The organism is Rhizobium sp. 01T444 (assembly GCF_056398305.1).
On record NZ_JBFTPD010000005.1, the window covers coordinates 295,864 to 311,144 of the forward strand.

At 57.7% G+C, this 15,281-nt stretch carries 15 protein-coding genes and 2 pseudogenes; 5 read left to right on the top strand and 12 right to left on the bottom strand.

The window, feature by feature from the left end; translation table 11 throughout:
* Positions 1-174 precede the first annotated feature (174 nt).
* Positions 175-564, top strand: a complete 390-nt coding sequence (locus tag AC1DTN_RS11495) for a response regulator (RefSeq protein ID WP_113324221.1) — start codon at positions 175-177, stop codon at positions 562-564.
* A gap of 7 nt (positions 565-571) precedes the next feature.
* Here AC1DTN_RS11495 and AC1DTN_RS11500 read toward each other — a convergent pair whose 3' ends face one another.
* The 6 genes and pseudogenes from AC1DTN_RS11500 to AC1DTN_RS11525 all read right to left on the bottom strand — a co-directional run bounded on the left by AC1DTN_RS11500 (position 572) and on the right by AC1DTN_RS11525 (position 8,003).
* Positions 572-1,189 carry a response regulator transcription factor gene (locus AC1DTN_RS11500; protein WP_113324222.1) on the bottom strand — a complete coding sequence of 206 codons (618 nt, stop codon included), beginning with the start codon at positions 1,187-1,189 and terminating at the stop codon, positions 572-574.
* 60 nt (positions 1,190-1,249) lie between these two features.
* Entirely contained in the window at positions 1,250-2,473 is a 1,224-nt protein-coding gene (locus tag AC1DTN_RS11505; protein ID WP_113324223.1) for an ATP-binding protein, read from the bottom strand.
* The gene (locus AC1DTN_RS11510) at positions 2,470-3,306 is read right to left on the bottom strand and encodes an alpha/beta fold hydrolase (protein ID WP_477920969.1); all 837 of its coding nucleotides are present in this window, start codon (positions 3,304-3,306) and stop codon (positions 2,470-2,472) included. Before AC1DTN_RS11510 ends, AC1DTN_RS11505 begins: the two co-directional genes overlap by 4 nt.
* 70 nt (positions 3,307-3,376) lie before the next feature.
* Complete coding sequence (locus AC1DTN_RS11515) at positions 3,377-5,293, bottom strand: PAS domain-containing sensor histidine kinase (RefSeq protein WP_477920971.1); 1,917 nt, start codon at positions 5,291-5,293, stop codon at positions 3,377-3,379.
* A 398-nt stretch (positions 5,294-5,691) separates the two neighbouring features.
* Positions 5,692-7,503 (bottom strand): annotated as a pseudogene (locus AC1DTN_RS11520) (methyl-accepting chemotaxis protein); the annotation flags it as partial.
* Between the two features lie 152 nt (positions 7,504-7,655).
* Complete coding sequence (locus AC1DTN_RS11525; protein WP_113319398.1) at positions 7,656-8,003, bottom strand: winged helix-turn-helix transcriptional regulator; 348 nt, start codon at positions 8,001-8,003, stop codon at positions 7,656-7,658.
* A 133-nt stretch (positions 8,004-8,136) separates the two neighbouring features.
* Between AC1DTN_RS11525 and AC1DTN_RS11530 the strand changes: the two genes are divergently transcribed.
* On the top strand, positions 8,137-8,991 hold the full coding sequence (locus tag AC1DTN_RS11530; protein WP_477920972.1) for an SDR family oxidoreductase: 855 nt from the start codon (positions 8,137-8,139) through the stop codon (positions 8,989-8,991).
* Positions 8,992-9,176: 185 nt separating this feature from the next.
* Here AC1DTN_RS11530 and AC1DTN_RS11535 read toward each other — a convergent pair whose 3' ends face one another.
* Positions 9,177-9,593 carry a nuclear transport factor 2 family protein gene (locus tag AC1DTN_RS11535; RefSeq protein ID WP_113319396.1) on the bottom strand — a complete coding sequence of 139 codons (417 nt, stop codon included), beginning with the start codon at positions 9,591-9,593 and terminating at the stop codon, positions 9,177-9,179.
* Positions 9,594-9,667: 74 nt separating this feature from the next.
* Positions 9,668-10,420, bottom strand: a complete 753-nt coding sequence (locus tag AC1DTN_RS11540; protein WP_477920974.1) for an SDR family NAD(P)-dependent oxidoreductase — start codon at positions 10,418-10,420, stop codon at positions 9,668-9,670.
* Between the two features lie 113 nt (positions 10,421-10,533).
* Here AC1DTN_RS11540 and AC1DTN_RS11545 point away from each other — a divergent pair, with 113 nt between their 5' ends.
* On the top strand, positions 10,534-11,457 hold the full coding sequence (locus tag AC1DTN_RS11545; RefSeq protein ID WP_477920976.1) for a LysR family transcriptional regulator: 924 nt from the start codon (positions 10,534-10,536) through the stop codon (positions 11,455-11,457).
* On the opposite strand, the gene AC1DTN_RS11550 is transcribed toward AC1DTN_RS11545, so the two are convergent.
* Positions 11,454-11,840 carry a winged helix-turn-helix transcriptional regulator gene (locus AC1DTN_RS11550; protein WP_113319393.1) on the bottom strand — a complete coding sequence of 129 codons (387 nt, stop codon included), beginning with the start codon at positions 11,838-11,840 and terminating at the stop codon, positions 11,454-11,456. The two genes, AC1DTN_RS11545 and AC1DTN_RS11550, sit on opposite strands and share 4 nt — an antisense overlap.
* Before the next feature lie 88 nt (positions 11,841-11,928).
* Here AC1DTN_RS11550 and AC1DTN_RS11555 point away from each other — a divergent pair, with 88 nt between their 5' ends.
* Positions 11,929-12,909 carry an SDR family oxidoreductase gene (locus tag AC1DTN_RS11555; RefSeq protein WP_477920978.1) on the top strand — a complete coding sequence of 327 codons (981 nt, stop codon included), beginning with the start codon at positions 11,929-11,931 and terminating at the stop codon, positions 12,907-12,909.
* Positions 12,910-12,945: 36 nt separating this feature from the next.
* Positions 12,946-13,485 carry a cupin domain-containing protein gene (locus AC1DTN_RS11560; RefSeq protein WP_477920980.1) on the top strand — a complete coding sequence of 180 codons (540 nt, stop codon included), beginning with the start codon at positions 12,946-12,948 and terminating at the stop codon, positions 13,483-13,485.
* A 104-nt stretch (positions 13,486-13,589) separates the two neighbouring features.
* Here AC1DTN_RS11560 and AC1DTN_RS11565 read toward each other — a convergent pair.
* The 3 genes and pseudogenes from AC1DTN_RS11565 to AC1DTN_RS11575 all read right to left on the bottom strand — a co-directional run.
* A pseudogene (locus AC1DTN_RS11565) lies at positions 13,590-13,721 on the bottom strand (exodeoxyribonuclease III); the annotation flags it as partial.
* Positions 13,722-13,928: 207 nt separating this feature from the next.
* Positions 13,929-14,501 carry a hypothetical protein gene (locus tag AC1DTN_RS11570; RefSeq protein ID WP_477920982.1) on the bottom strand — a complete coding sequence of 191 codons (573 nt, stop codon included), beginning with the start codon at positions 14,499-14,501 and terminating at the stop codon, positions 13,929-13,931.
* An 8-nt stretch (positions 14,502-14,509) separates the two neighbouring features.
* Positions 14,510-14,962, bottom strand: coding sequence for a hypothetical protein (locus AC1DTN_RS11575; RefSeq protein ID WP_477920984.1), 453 nt, complete (start codon positions 14,960-14,962; stop codon positions 14,510-14,512).
* Positions 14,963-15,281 lie beyond the last annotated feature (319 nt).

A 15,281-nucleotide genomic window follows, 5' to 3' on the forward strand; every position in this document is an offset into this window, starting at 1 on the left:
GAAGTTTGAGTTGACGCAAATCATTTACCAAGGCGAATTGATAGATGACCGAACTTTTGCTTTTAGCTCGTGATTGCTTCGCTCGTGAACGAAATTCACAACACACTACGCAATGATTGAAGGATACGAATGTCCCTCTATGCTTAGCCGGGAGGCATCTTAAGATCGGTGTACATGGAACAAACTGAGATGCCGCCAACCGCACTTATTGGAATTGTCGATGATGACGCTGAGTTCTTGGCGGCACTAAGCAGCCTTGTTCGCTCGCTTGGGTGCAAAGTCGAAAGCTTCAGTTCAGCCGAACTCTTGATCGACCGAGCGAACCTCTTCGACTTTGCCTGCGTCATCAGCGATATCCATATGCCCAGGATGGACGGCCTTGAGCTGACGAGGATCCTCAGGCGGACAGCTCAGGAATTGCCGATCATCCTCATGACCGGACGCGGCGCCCCGGAACTGGAAAAGAAGGCTTACAGTTGCGGCGCCCGTAGTGTTGTTACCAAACCGTTTGGCTTCGATGAACTGGCCACCAGCTTGAAGGAAATCGGCGTTCTAGCCGGATGAGGCGTGGTCAGGTCTCGTTCAGCCTGAGCGTCTCGGCCATCTTGATGAGGTCGGCCAGCGTGCGAGCATCCATCTTGCGCATCGCCGAACCGCGATGGATTTTGACGGTAACCTCGCTCAGCGACAGTCGTCCGGCGATCTGCTTGTTCATCAACCCCGTCGCGACTAGGGCCATCACTTCCTTTTCGCGCGAGCTGAGGTCCTCGTAGCGCGCCCTCAATGAGGAGACCTCGGAATCCTTCGACCGCCGCCGCCGGTCGATTTCAAGTGCTCGCGACACCGCGTCCAGCATGTCCTGGTCTCGAAAGGGCTTTGCGAGAAAGTCGATGGCGCCGGCCTTCATCGCGCGGACGGTCATCGGTATATCGCCAAAACCAGTCATGAAGATCAACGGAACGGACTTCTCGCTCCTGAGGAGCTGGTCCTGGAAATCGAGGCCGCTGGAGCCTGGAAGACGCACGTCCACAAGCGCGCAAGTGGGGCCATCCGATTCCGTGAAGACCGAGAAATTCGGAACCGTCTCATGCAGCACGGTTTTCAAGCCGACGGACCGAAGCAGGCTGTCGAGCGAAAGGCGAAGGTCATGGTCATCGTCGATGACGTGCACAGTTGGTGTCGTATTCATATCCAAACCGAGTTGAGACACTGGTCGATCCTTCGGACAGATCGTCCTGCGTGTTTTTCGTCACCTATATCCATTGGCCAGTGCCTGCTCCGCCGGCAGGGCGAAGCTGAAGCGTGCCCCGAGATGGGGTGTCGATTGGAGCTCGATCCGACTTCCATGCGCCTCTATAATCGAACGGCAGATGGCAAGACCCATGCCGATGCCCGCTTCCTTGGTCGAGAAAAAGCTCTCGAAAAGTTTCTCGCGAACAAGAGGATCAACCCCCGGTCCACTGTCTTCGACGTCCACCGCGACGTTGGCGATGCCCTGCCGAGTGCGAATGCACAAGGTCCTGTTCCACGCCTGTCCGTCCGACATGGCTTGTGCAGCGTTCAAAGCGAGGTTGACGATCACCTGCAGGATCTGCGTTTTGTCTGCTTTCACAAGCGGAAGTGTAGGGGACAGATCGAGGCGCAGGGTGACCTGGCGTTTGGCGAAATCTGTCCGCAGGAGAAGTACCGCTTCCTCGATGACCGAATTGATGTCGGTCGGCACCCGTTCCGACTTCCTGTTGCTTGCCATCTCTCGCATTGTTGCGATGACGTCGGCTGCGCGTTTGCCGTTCTTGGCAATGCGTTCGAGGAGGAGCTTGACCTCGGCAATCTCCGGCTCGTCCCCGGACAGCCACCGCAGGCCGGCCTCCGCGCTCGCAACGATGGTTCCGAGCGGCTGGTTGACCTCATGCGCGATTGAGGCAGTCATCTCCCCCAGCAGCGATATGCGGGCCGAACGCGCCAGGTCGCTTTGCAGACCATCCTTTGTCTGCTCGAGCGATATCCTCTCACGAAGACTCGAGAAGCTAAGATAGATATCGTTTGGCGCCAGGTCGCGCACATCCTGCCAGAGATTGAAAGCGACCTCATGCTTGCCTCCACCGGCAATCGTCACGGTGCCGTCATAGGCAATCGCCTTCTGACCACGAAAAAGTCGATAGAGGCCGCCGGCGAACTGTTTGAGCGCATCCTCCGGAAGAACCGATGCGAGCGGCTGCATCACGATCTCCGCCGGATCCTTGACTTGAAGCAGCGCGCAGGCACTCGGATTGGCGTCCGCTATGAGGCAGACGTTACCGAGCGTGCAGCTGACATCCTGGCTGGGTTCGAACGCGCCACTGCCTTTATCGGCCGGCGCAAGGTTCGCGACGACCTCCCAAGCTTCCTTTGCCGCAAGGCGAAAGAGGCCCATCGGCATGGCGTGAAAGAGGTCGCCGTCGCCAGCGCGGCCTGGTGAGGCGCCGATACTCATTGCCGCAAGAAACCAAGCAGGTCTTGGTTCAGCCTGTCCTTGTGTGTGAACAACAGCCCGTGTGGAGCACCCTCATAAACCTTGAGCTCGGCTTCGGGCATGAGCTGAATGGCCTGTTCGGCGGTGGCGTTGAACGGGACGAATGCGTCGTCTTCGCCGTGGATGATCAGCACTGGAACGTCGAACTTCTCAATGTCGCCGCGATAGTCGGTGGATGCGCAGGCGGTGATCGCATCATGTGCCGCCTTCAGAGAGCCCTGCATAGCTATTTGATGCAGCTGGATTATGCTTCCTTCAGAGACCGTCGAGCCGTCCCGATCCGCTCCGAAAAACAGCCGGGCAAAGCCACGCATGAACTCCGCCCGATCCGCCCTCAAGCCGGCGCGGACGCCTTCGAATACAGGTTCCGGAACGCCGCACGGATAATCGTCGCTTTGCGCCAGCTTCGGGGTGGTTGCCCCAATGAGGACGATGCGGGAGACCCTGGCGGTCCCCTGCCGGCCGACATATCGGGCGATCTCTCCGCCACCCATGGCATAGCCGACGAGCGTGACCTCCGTCAGATCGAGCGCTCGAATAAGCTCGTCCAGATCGTCCGCGAAAGTATCGTGGTCGTAGCCATGCCAGGGTTGATCCGACCGACCAAAACCGCGCCGATCATGCGCCACAACGCGATAGCCCTGGGACGCGAGAAACATCATCTGATTTTCCCACATATCACTGCTAAGCGGCCATCCGTGGCTGAAAACCACCACCGGCCCGGTGCCCCAATCCTTGTAGTAAAGACGTGTATCATCGCGGACAGTTAGCACAGGCATCCGTCTGAACTCCATTGAAAAGGAATAGGAATTTTGAATTTATCGAACGGTAGCACGGCAATCTCTGTCACACCACAGTTGGAATTTACAAGACGGGCTTATGAAGCAAAGAGTGTGCCTTTCGTTCAAAAGAGTCTGGCATGCTTTCTACATTAGTTTGATCGCATATCTGTTTGGCCGCGTTGCCTGCCAAGGGAAGGGTGAAGGAGAAACGCGCACCGCAACCACCCTCCAGATTCTGAACAGTCAAGTTGCCGCCGTGCGCCTCCAGAATAGATCGGCAGAGAGCCAACCCCATCCCCATTCCACCTTCCTTCGTCGTGAAGAAGCTCTCGAAGACTCTCGGCAGATGTTCTGGCCTTATGCCGGCACCGGTGTCCTCGACGGAGCAGATGACGCTGGTCTCTTCCTCAATTGTGGTTTGGATTGTAATCTTCCGCTCCTGGCCCTGGACCAAAGCCTGCATCGCATTCATGACAAGGTTGACCAAAACCTGCTGAACTTGCGTCCTGTCGGCAAGCACCAGTGGCTCGATTGATGCGGTATAATGCGCGATGTGGGCATTCCGCGCCTGAACCTCGTAGCGAAGAAAAGTTAGAGCCTCCCGAATTATATCGTCAAGCGAAAGCACGGTATGTTCAGGCAATGTCCTTGTTGCCATTGAGCGAATACGCGCGATTATCTCGGTGGCCCTGCGGACATTGTTTACGATGCTTGCTGTTGCGTTGCGGACTTCCAGCAGATCGGGTTCGGTTCGTTCCAGCCATTGGAGTCCGGCTCCGCTGCTCGCCGCAATGGCTGCCAGCGGCTGCGCGATTTCATGGGCAATCGAGGCCGTTAATTCACCCAGGACGGATACGCGGGAAGCGTGGGCGAAGTTTGCCTGTACGCCGTTCAGCATCTCCTGTGCTGTTACACGCTCCGTAATGTCGGAAACAGCGCCGAGGAAATGGATGTCGTCCGACCCACTTGGAACTGAATGAGCGGTGATGTGGATATGTTTGGTTGCTCCGGCTGGCATCACGAGGCGGCATTGGAAATCAAAGTCCTTGCGATTGGCTGCATCACGAAGCACCTGCCGCACGCTTTCGATATCGTCTGGGTGAAGGCGTTGCATTGCTTCGTGGCTCGTCATGCGAACCGCTGGATCGCGCCCAAAGATTCTGTAGACTTCCTCAGACCAAAAGAAGATCTCGCCGGTTGATGCGTTCCAGCCGAAGCTGCCTGTATGGCTAAGCCGCTGCGCCTCGGCGAGATAGGCCTCACTGCGGCGCAGGGATTGCTCCGCTCTCTTGCGATCGTCGATGTCGACGTTGGTTCCGTACCACTTAATAATATGACCTTGCTCATCGCGGAAAGGTTCAGCTCTGGCCAGAAACCAGCGATACTCGCCATCGAACCGTCTGAGCCGCGACTCGCACTCGAAGAGTGCGCCAGTCGTAACGGCGCTCCGCCAGGCCTCGCCATGTCTCTCCGCGTCATCGGGATGGATCACCTTCAGCCAACCGGAACCTGCGGCTTCCTGCGGCGAAAATCCGGTATAATCGAGCAAACGCCCGTTATGAAAATCATTGCTGCCATCAGGCCTCGTGCTCCACACAATAGCCGGAATAGTGTCAACTATAGCGCGCAGGTGACTTTCCGAGTGGCGGCTGCGCTCCTCCCAATGCTTGCGCTCAGTTATGTCGGAGATGGCGCCAACAAATTGAAGTTCCCCTAAATCGCTCGGAAGGACGCGAGCCGCAGCGCGAAGATACTTCACCAGGCCATCCGGCATCAGTAGCCGGTACTCGAAATCTATATCCTTCCGATCTTGCGCGATCTGATCCAGAATGCGCTCGATGAGCGCCATGTCATCGGGATGTGTACGGCTAACCAATATTTCAATAGAGGTATCGATAGAGGGCTCATAACCGAGGATACGATAACTCTCGTCGGACAACACAATCTCGCCTGTAGTTACGTTCCAGGTGAAGCTGCCCGTCTGGCTGAGCTTCTGCATTTCAGCCAGACATGCTTCATTTCTACGGCGCTCCGCCTCAGCTCGTTTCGGATCGTAATTCTCGAAAGGTCGAGCGCCCCTCATCTTATTTCCCTTTCAATCGATGATGGGACTTAACGCGAGCTTGTTTGAACTTTGAAGCGCTCCTCCCGTTTTGTATTGCGCGTGCATCGCAACGCTCCATAGCGATAGTGACTGCATCGCTTCATGGCAGGCAGTCAGCATAGGTGTCGTCTAAACGTCGTTGAAAAAACTGAGAATTTTGAATTTCTTGAACGATAGCACAGCGATTTCTGCAGCGCCATAGGTGGAATTTACAAGACGGAGCTATGAGGCAAAGAACGTGCCTTTCGTTCAAAATTGACAACATTTTTCGCGCGGTTAGAGCCGGCTTGCTGTCAGTGTACGAATGGGCTCCGAATACTGACCCTGGCCTGCTGCCGGTTTTCGGACACCGAGGCGGCCAGCCGAACGCTCAGGCGTCCACCTGCGGATTGCGTCGAGGTTGTCGCCCCCAGCGTGAAGCGAGAGACTAGGTCACGTAGCTTGGCGGCTTCCTCGGCAAGCTGGCCGGATGCCGTGGTGGATTGTTCCACCATCGCCGCGTTCTGCTGGGTCACCTGGTCCATGGAATTGACGGCGGTGTTGACTTCGGCAAGGCCGGTCGACTGCTCTCTTGCCGATACGGCGATTGCATCCATGTGCTGATTGATGCGGCCAATCTGTTCGCTGATCGCCTTCAGAACCTGGCTGGTGTCGAGAACCAGCTTGACGCCGCTTTCCACTTCCACCGAGGATTTCTGGATGTGGCCTTTGATTTCCTTTGCCGCCTGAGCCGATCTCTGGGCAAGCTCGCGCACTTCCTGGGCGACGACCGCAAAACCCTTGCCGGCCTCTCCGGCGCGTGCCGCTTCGACGCCGGCGTTCAGCGCCAGCAGATTGGTCTGGAAGGCAATTTCGTCGATCACGCCGATGATGCTGGAGATCTGTTGCGACGAGGCCTCGATACGGCGCATGGCCTCTTCGGCATGCGAGACGACCTCGGAAGACTTGGCGGCATTGCGGTTTGCATCGGTCGCCTCAGTGCGCGCTTCGTGGGTCCGCTTGCTCGAGTTCGAGACATTGGCGGTGATCTGATCAAGCGCTGCGGCGGTTTCTTCGAGCGAGGCTGCCTGCTGTTCGGTGCGTTTCGACAGATCGCCCGCACCGGCTGCGATCTCCCTTGTGCCTTCGTCGATCGCGGCGATGGCGGTCGCGATCGCGCCGAGCGTCTGATCGAGCTGCCTGATCGACATGTTGAAATCATGCCGGAGGTTCTCAAAATCGGGGGCGAAGGGTTCGTCAATCTGGAAGGCGAGATCGCCGGATGCAAGCCGCTTCAAGCCTGCAGCAAGGCCGGACGTGGCAGCGCGCAGCCGTCCGGCGGCCTCTTCGTCAGCCTGCTGGCGCGCCGTGACCCGCGCGGTTTCGCTTTGCACCCGGGCTGCCTCGGCGTCGCGCTCGAGCTGCTTATTGGCAATCGCCGCCTGCCGGAAGGCTTCGACCGCCGATGCCATCGTTCCAATCTCATCGGTACGGCCGATCCCGGTGCAGGCAATGGCTGTGTCACCGCCGGCAAGCTGTTGCATGTCGTTGGAAAGCGAAAGAATAGGCTTGGTGACAGTCTTCCGAGTCAGGAAATAGAGGCCGAAAGCGAATATTGCGGCGGCGGCCAGAAGCGCTTTCAGCACGAGATCGACTAACGCTTTTATCTCTGAACTATGCTCAGACTTGCTCTCAGACACGGCCGTAATCTGGTCGCCTGCCTGTTCCATGGCTGTTTCCAACGTCGAGAATTGCTGCATGAATTCTGGCAGCGCCTTCAATGCTGCAGACGGATCCTTATCGGCAAGGTCGACCAGTTTCGTTGCGCTTTCAATGTAAACGATGAGGGGAGCTTCGACTCCGGCAAGGATTGCTTTGGTCTTGTCGTCTGTGGCCAGGCCCTTGTTGGCATCAATCATCTCCCGGAAAGATGCCTCGTGCTCGACCAGATCTGCCTTCACTGCATCGGAGGAGATGCCCGCTGCCGGATTGGCCTCCAGCAACGATGCAAGCACGTCCGTGCGTAGTGCGTCATGCATCATGTCGGCCCGCATGTGGTTTCGCAGGACTTGCGATGATCGAGCAACCTCGGCGCTGTTGGCCGAGAGGATGGACGCAGACCAACTTGCCGCTTGTTCTAGCGGACCCGCGTGTTCAGCCGCAGAACAATCAGGAGACCATCTTCGAGGGTGCCCGCCTGATCGCCGGCGGGTTCTTCAAGCTTCTCGAAACTTGACGAATAGCTTTCTATGGGACCTTGCCGTAGGTTCATATCCCATCAAGGCGTCGGATCGCGCAACAGGAGGCGGGTCCCGACATCCACGATGGACCTGATCGCGGGGAGGAGTTCCTTTCCTAATTCGGTCAACGCATATTCCACAGTCGGCGGGGATGTCGGCATCACCTTGCGACTGAGGACCCCGCGCTGTTCCAGATCCCGCAGCCTGCTCGTCATGACCTTCGCCGAAATGAATGGACAGTCCCGGCGCAATTCCGAAAACCGGCGTGGCCCTTCGCTCAGAGACCAGAGCACTTCCGGCGTCCAGCAACCGCCGAGCAGGTCCATGCACTTCGACATTGGACAGCCGGGGAGTGCCGTCACCTTCTTTCGCACCTTGAGGACCATCACGCTTCCTTGGTTGGCAGTTTCCATCTGGTTACTGGAAAATGGACGTTACTACAAGATACGTGGTTTCCCATGGTAACGATGGCCGCTATCAAAGGCTCTTCCATCCCACAACCGAGAAATGGAGTGGCCTATGTATGCAGTGACTGGAGCAACAGGAAAACTCGGCCGCCTCGTAATCGAGGCGTTGCTGAAGACCAATCCAGCAGAGAGGATCGTCGCGGCCGTTCGAGATACCGCAAAGAGCAAGGATCTCGCCGAGCGCGGCGTGATCGTTCGTGAAGCTGACTATAGCCGCCCTGAGACGCTCGGTCCGGCATTGGCCGGGGTCGAGAAGCTGCTGCTGATTTCCTCGACCGAGGTCAGTGGCCGCCTGCCGCGTCATCGAGCCGTGATCGACGCCGCCACGCAAGCCGGGGTTTCGTTGTTCGCCTACACCAGCATGCTGCACGCTGACACCTCGCCGGCGTCGCTCGCGGTTGAGCATCGCCAGACGGAGGAGGCGATCGTCGCTTCCGGCCTGCCTGCTGTCATCTTGCGAAACGGCTGGTACACCGAGAACCATCTGATGGCGCTCCCAATAGCGCTTGAGCATGGCGCCTTCGTCGGCGCTGCGAAAAATGGTCGTTTTTCGTCTGCGGCGCGGCAGGATTACGCCGAGGCTGCAGCCAAGGTGCTTGCGACCCAAGGGCACGCCGGAAAAACGTATGAGCTTGCGGGCGACCATGCCTATTCCCTTGCCGAGCTGGCCTCAGAGGTCTCGCGGCAGTCGGGCAAGACTGTCATTTACAACGATCTGTCCGAAGCTGCTTTTCGCGATGTGTTGACGGGCGCCGGGCTCCCGTCCGATCTCGCGGGCCTTCTGGCCGATGCCGACACCGCTGCCTCGCGCGGGGGGCTGTTCGACGACGGTGGTGCGCTAGGACGGTTGATCGGTCGGCCGACCACGGTCTTGCAGAGCATGGTCGCGGCAGCCTTGCGACACTGAGCCAACGCCGGGACGATGTTCCCTCGCCGCAAAGGTCAGACAAAGGGAGAGTACTCGGTCGACTTCCCCGCGGCAGGCGGGGCGTCGATGAGAGGCCGGTTGGGCCGACGCCGTCAGTCCATCATAAGGGATGGCGCCCGCTCAGCCGTCTTCGCCCGGCATGCCTGCCGGCTCAGGAGAGCAACTCAGCTCGCAGTTTTGCCGCTGGCCCGGCGAAACTCCTCTGACGTCTCGTCCAGGAAGACATAGAGCGCCGTGATCTTGCCGTCGCGGACGGTGATGACGTCCCAGCCCGTGTACTCGGGCGCCTCACCGAGCGGTCCGGAACCCCAGGATAACCGCCCCGCATTATGAAGCACCTGTGGCTTGCCGTGCGGCGTGTAGACGTAGTGGGGGTGCGTCGCCCTGAGATCGCCAGCGAACGTGTTGATCGCGTCATGCCCAATGATGGCGCCCGGAGGTACGTAGAGGGTTCCGTCCGCTGCCCAGAGTTCGGCAATCGCGGCACGCCGCCGGGCGTCGTCGCCCTCGCCGAAGACCTCCTGAAGGTTCCGGTCGAGCAGTTCGCGGATACGCTCCGCAGATTCGCTAGATTGTATCATCACATATCTCCTTGAATGACTGGAAGAGTTGGAGCCCTCGGCACCCATTGCGGCCAGGGGCTTGATGGGAAGGATCAGATCTGCGCCTGGCCGCCATCGACGAAGAGTTCGATACCGTTGACGAAGCTTGCGTCGTCGGATGCGAGGAACAGCACAGCCTTGGCGATTTCGTCCGGCTGGCCGACACGGCCGGCGGGGATCAGGCTTGCGAGATAATCCCTGGTACCCTGCGCCTGCGCGCCGCCACCGAACAGTTCGTCCAGTCCTGCCGTGTCGGTGACGCCAGGGCTGATGGCATTGACGCGAATGTGGCGATCCTTCAGGTCGAGCATCCAGTTGCGGGCGAAGTTGCGTATCGCCGCCTTAGTCGCCGAATAGACGCTGAAGGCCGGTGTGCCGGAGATACTGGTGGTGGAACTGGTCAGGATGATAGAGGCGCCGTCTTTCAATAGCGGCAGCGCCTTCTGAACCGTGAACAGCACGCCCTTGACGTTTGTATCAAAGGTCCGCTGATAATGCTCCTCCGTGATCGCGCCGAGCGCGACCATTTCACCGCCCCCGGCATTGGCGAATAGCACGTCGATCTGTGCATGCTTTTGCTGGATGGCGTCGTAGAGCCGATCGATATCGGTGAGATCAGCCATGTCGCCGCGCACAGCGGTCACACGACCGCCAATCTGCTTCACCGCTGCGTCCAATGCCTCCTGTCGGCGTCCCGTGATGAAGACGGAAGCACCTTCGGCTGAAAATGCTTTTGCTGATGCAAGACCAATGCCGCTCGAACCACCGGTGACCACCACGACTTTGTTGTTGAACCTGTCTGTCATCGTATTTCTCCTTAAAGTCTCGGCCAAGCGCCGTTGTCCTGATATGTACGAGCGGAACGATCAGCCTTGTAGTCAGCGAAATTGACACGTAACGTTCCATCAGAGGAACGCCGATGCGCATCAACTTGAACGACTACGCCTATTTCGCTGAGGTTGTGGCCCATGGCGGCTTTGCCGCCGCCGGCCGCGCATTGCGCGAGCCCAAGTCAAAGCTCAGCAGACGGATCGCAACGCTTGAGGAAAGGCTGGGCTTGCGCCTGATCGAGCGATCGAGCCGCCGTTTCCGGGTGACAGAAACCGGCCAGGCATTTTACCAACGATGCCGAGCAATACTTGCGGAAGCCGAACAGGCGGAAGCCCTGGTCGCACAGGCGCAGGCTGAACCGCATGGCCGCATCCGCTTCAGTTGCCCCACGGGCATGGTCGCTCCAATTTCGGGCCTGATCTCATCTTTCCTGACACGCTTCCCGAAAGTGCGGCTTCAGCTTGTGGCAACCGACCGGGCGGTGGACCTGATCGGCGAGCGCATTGATCTCGCCCTTCGTGTGCGTGCGAGCCTGACCTCAGACGCCGCCTTGACCATGCGATCACTGGGGCGATCGACCCGTATTCTGGTGGCCTGCCCTCAGCTTGCCAGCCAGGTCGGCAGCATTGTGCAACTGGCCAACTTGCCGACGCTCGCAACCAATGATGCGGAGGACGATCTCGAATGGCATTTGGAGGCAGAAGATGGACGCAAGCACGTGGTTCGTGTGCAGCCGCGCATGGGGTGCGAGGAAATGGCGACCGTGCGCGATGCTGCAATCGATGGCCTCGGTATCGCGCTCCTGCCGGATCATGTCTGCCGCCAGGCGATGGAAGCGGGTAAACTCGTGCGCCTATTGCCGGATTGGCGTGGGGTGCAGGGGATTGTGCATTTGGTCTTCACGACGAGGCGCGGCCTGTCACCTGCGGTGCGCGCGCTGATCGACCATCTCGCCGCCGGCTTTCCTTGGGATGTTCTCGGCAACAGGGCTGATCCCATTGGCCATCCTTAACTCTGATCCGCCAACTGGTTTTCATAACGCAAGGCCCAGTCCCGCAAGGTCGCGAAGGTCGGCATAAGATCGACTCCGGCCTGCGACAGCGCATACTCCACACGTGGCGGTATCTCTGCGTAAGCGGTGCGGATGACGATGCCGTTGCGCTCGAGGTCGCGAAGCTGCTCGGTCAACATGTGCTGAGTAATACCCGGCAATGCACGACGCAGTTCGCCGAAACGCATCGGGCCTGCAACCAGGCTGCAGACGATCTCGATTTTCCACTTGCCGGTGATCGCCCGTATTGCCCGCTGGAAGCGCATGACGTCGATCGGCTCCGGTCCGGTGCAGCCATCGCAATCTTCGCCATATATGCGTGGTTCTATAGTCTGGTTTTTCATACTACCTCAGGAAATTCATCCTACTTGCCAATTTTCATATGCTTCGCAATGACTGGTCGCAAGGACAAGTGAAGGTATGGAAAATCATATGAGCAAGATTCTTATAACGGGTGGATCAGGGTTTCTTGGCAGCCATTGCATCGTCGCGGCGCTCGCCGCGGGGCATGAGGTTCGCACAACGCTGCGCAGTCTCGACAAAGCAGGCGAAGTCAGCGCCATGCTCGCGGCAGCCGGTGTCGATCCGAAGCGCGAGGTCGCATTTTATGAAGCTGATCTGGGGAATGACGAAGGTTGGAGCGACGCTGTCGCCGGCTGCGACTATGTTCTGCACACTGCATCTCCGTTTCCTTCGACCCAGCCGGATGACCCAAACGATGTGATTGTGCCGGCGCGCGACGGGACGTTGCGTGTTCTCCGCGCAGCCAGTCATGCTGGCATGAGGCGCGTTGTCCTCACATCCTCCTTTGCTGCCGTTGGGTATGGCCCGGAGGCACCGAGCCATGTCTTTACTGAGGACGACTGGACGCCGATCGATGCACCAAACCAGCCATACGTCCTGTCGAAGGCCATCGCGGAGCGTGCCGCATGGGATTTCGTCAAGGACCGCGGAACACCGGAGCTGTGTGTCGTTAACCCGACCGGAATATTTGGACCCGTGCTCGGCCCTCAGCTTTCGACATCAATTCGAATTGTCAAAGGACTGCTGGACGGAGCCTTTCCACCTGAATTGCCGGATATGTGGTTTGGTGTAGTAGACGTGCGCGACGTCGCAGACCTGCACCTGCAGGCCATGATTGATCCGTCCGCGGCGGGCGAGCGCTTTATAGCCGTCAGTGGTGAGCCAGTGTCTCTGTTAATGGTTGCCACCATATTGCGCGAGCGCTTTCCGGAATTTGCCGCCAGAGTTCCCAACCGCGGTGCCTCTTCCTCACGCAGCGCAAACCATAGACGTTCCAGCAGCAACAAGGCGAGGCAGAGGCTCGATTGGAAGCCGCGCACTAGCGTAGAAGCAATTGTCGCAAGTGCCGAAAGTCTTATTCGATTGAGATTGCTTGAAACCCTCAACTAACTTCAAAGGTCCGGAATATTGAGAAAGGAACCGAGCATGGAGCGCGCAGTTCAACCTCTCCAGAATTTCATGATCGATAAGGCGGGCGCTCATAGTTTGGCAACGACCGTGTGGGGGGAGGCTGTTCGCTTACGAGTAAGTCGGACTCAAACAAACGGCGCATATACGATGTTGGATTATTATGCGCCGGCAAAGTTTGGTCCACCGCGACACGTTCATAGACAGGACGACGAACTATTCCTGATTGTCGCCGGGTCTGTTCTGATATGGACACCTGACGAAGTGCAAACCGCTGAAGCTGGAGACACCGTATTTCTACCGCGCGGTAAGGAACATACGTGGAAGGGCTATGGCGATGATCCCATCCACTTGCAGGTCATTGTCTCTCCCGGTGAGTTCGAGTGTTTCATCCCAAAGATTGTGCAGCAGAGGCTGACCGCTGAAGACATTGAAGCACTAACGCGAGTGGCGGATGAGGCCGGCATGGATATTACCGGGCCGCCGATCAGTGATACCGAGCTTGCGGAATACTTGGCGGCACCTGCCTGGAATAGAAGCGAAGGCGAAGCCCTTTAGGATCAGCGGGCAGGAACATAGGTTTCCGGCTCCTGCCTTCTTTAATCCAAAACCAGTCGTCCTTTGGTCGGCAGGCGCCGGTTCAGCTCTAAGGAAATGCTCTTGTCCAGCGCTTTCAACTCCTGCAGGCGCACGACACCAGGTCCTGCTTCGGCGAGCCACCGGAGCAGGACCTCGAGCCGGCCGTTGATGCGGTTGACGTTATAGGTGGCGAGCTTCGCCGACGGTTCCGCCAGCGCTTGCGGTCGCCCCTGTCACCCTGACCCGGCTTTGCATCGCGGTTGGCGTCGTGGCGTACATCTGCGGACAGCGACCGGGATACATCGACGCTTTTGATCCGTGGTCGAGGCAAAGATCTGCCGCCCCCGCTGTAAATGCCACGCAGACAGCTGGTGACATAGCATTCCTTTGAGCGACATCGCGCTGGCGCGGCCTACAATGAATCAACGCGATCTACGACGATCATCCCAAGGCACGAAAACGGGATCGGGATCCATATCACCAGCTTGGAAGGTCGGGACAAGCTCGCCGATCTTGTTCGGAATCTTCACTACATTCGCCCTGATAAGCCGCTTGATTTCATCACGATATTGCAGAGCCCTTTTCTCTTGCACCTCTTTTTCGGCGTCCGATTTCGGCTGTCGCGATTTGGTATGCTGAAGTCGTCTTTGAAAGTATGGCGCTCCAACTCTTTCGTTTTGAATATGCATGGAGCCGCCATGCATGATAGGTTCACCTAGCTCTTCATCCATTTCATCAAGTATATCTAGAATATCTTGCGTAGCCATGACTATTATCCGGCACCCTCTCGAGTGAGCCAGGAAAAAATTTAGAATATGCCCCGATCGCCTGTATAATTCCTCCCGATCCTCTGACTGATCGCAGTGAGGAATACCGTCAAAAAACGTATGATCTTCCAAGATCCCGATTTCCGGGACAGCAGGATGGGTCCTTTGCTTGCCAACAGCGATCATGTCCCCGGTATCGAGATTCAAAAGCATGTAATCAACCGACATTTCGACCTCTATTTTGGATAAGAGTACACAAGTTTACCCTGCGCCGTGTAAATCGTTACAGTTGGCGCGTTTTTATCATATTGGGAGCTCGACATGACATTTTTCATGGCCTGTTCGGCTGTCCCGCGGCTCAGATTAGCGGCGCGGCCGTCTATGACAATCGAAGCCCCCCGGGTTTTAGAGTCAATTTTTTCCAGGATAGAACGTTGCACCGTGACGGTGCTATTCTTTGATACCGTCGCCAACTCGAAACGCTGGTCATTTATCAAGAACTCCAGCCCTTGGCTCTTAGAGCCACCGAGAATGACAACCTTGTTTCCGAACGTCGCCGAATCGTAAGCGAATTGTATTTCCTCCTGAGAAACCCCTTTCAGAGATGATGCGATAATAGAGCCGCCATTTGTACCGACACTTTCGCCCTTGGCCAAGACATCAAACTGGGACTTTGCTGCCTCAAACAAGTCGGAAGCTCGGTCCTTCGTGCTCTCCTGAATAAACCTATTGATGTCCGGCCCGCAGGCGTTGTGCACCCATACCGCAGCCCCCGCATGCCATAGGTGAGCGTCAGGGCATAATCCTCGGGAGAAACGGGCATCGGCCAGTTTTTTATATTCGCTTGGAGGATCTCGACGACCAGAGCCTGGAAGTTTCGATAGACTTGGCGGACGGCGGGAAATCTGAGATCGAAGAGATCAGCCGCATCCGGAAAGGCGGCCGCAAGTTCGACCCCATGCATGCCCCAGCTCGTGCAGGCGTGAAGCAGCTTCTCGTTGAGCGGCC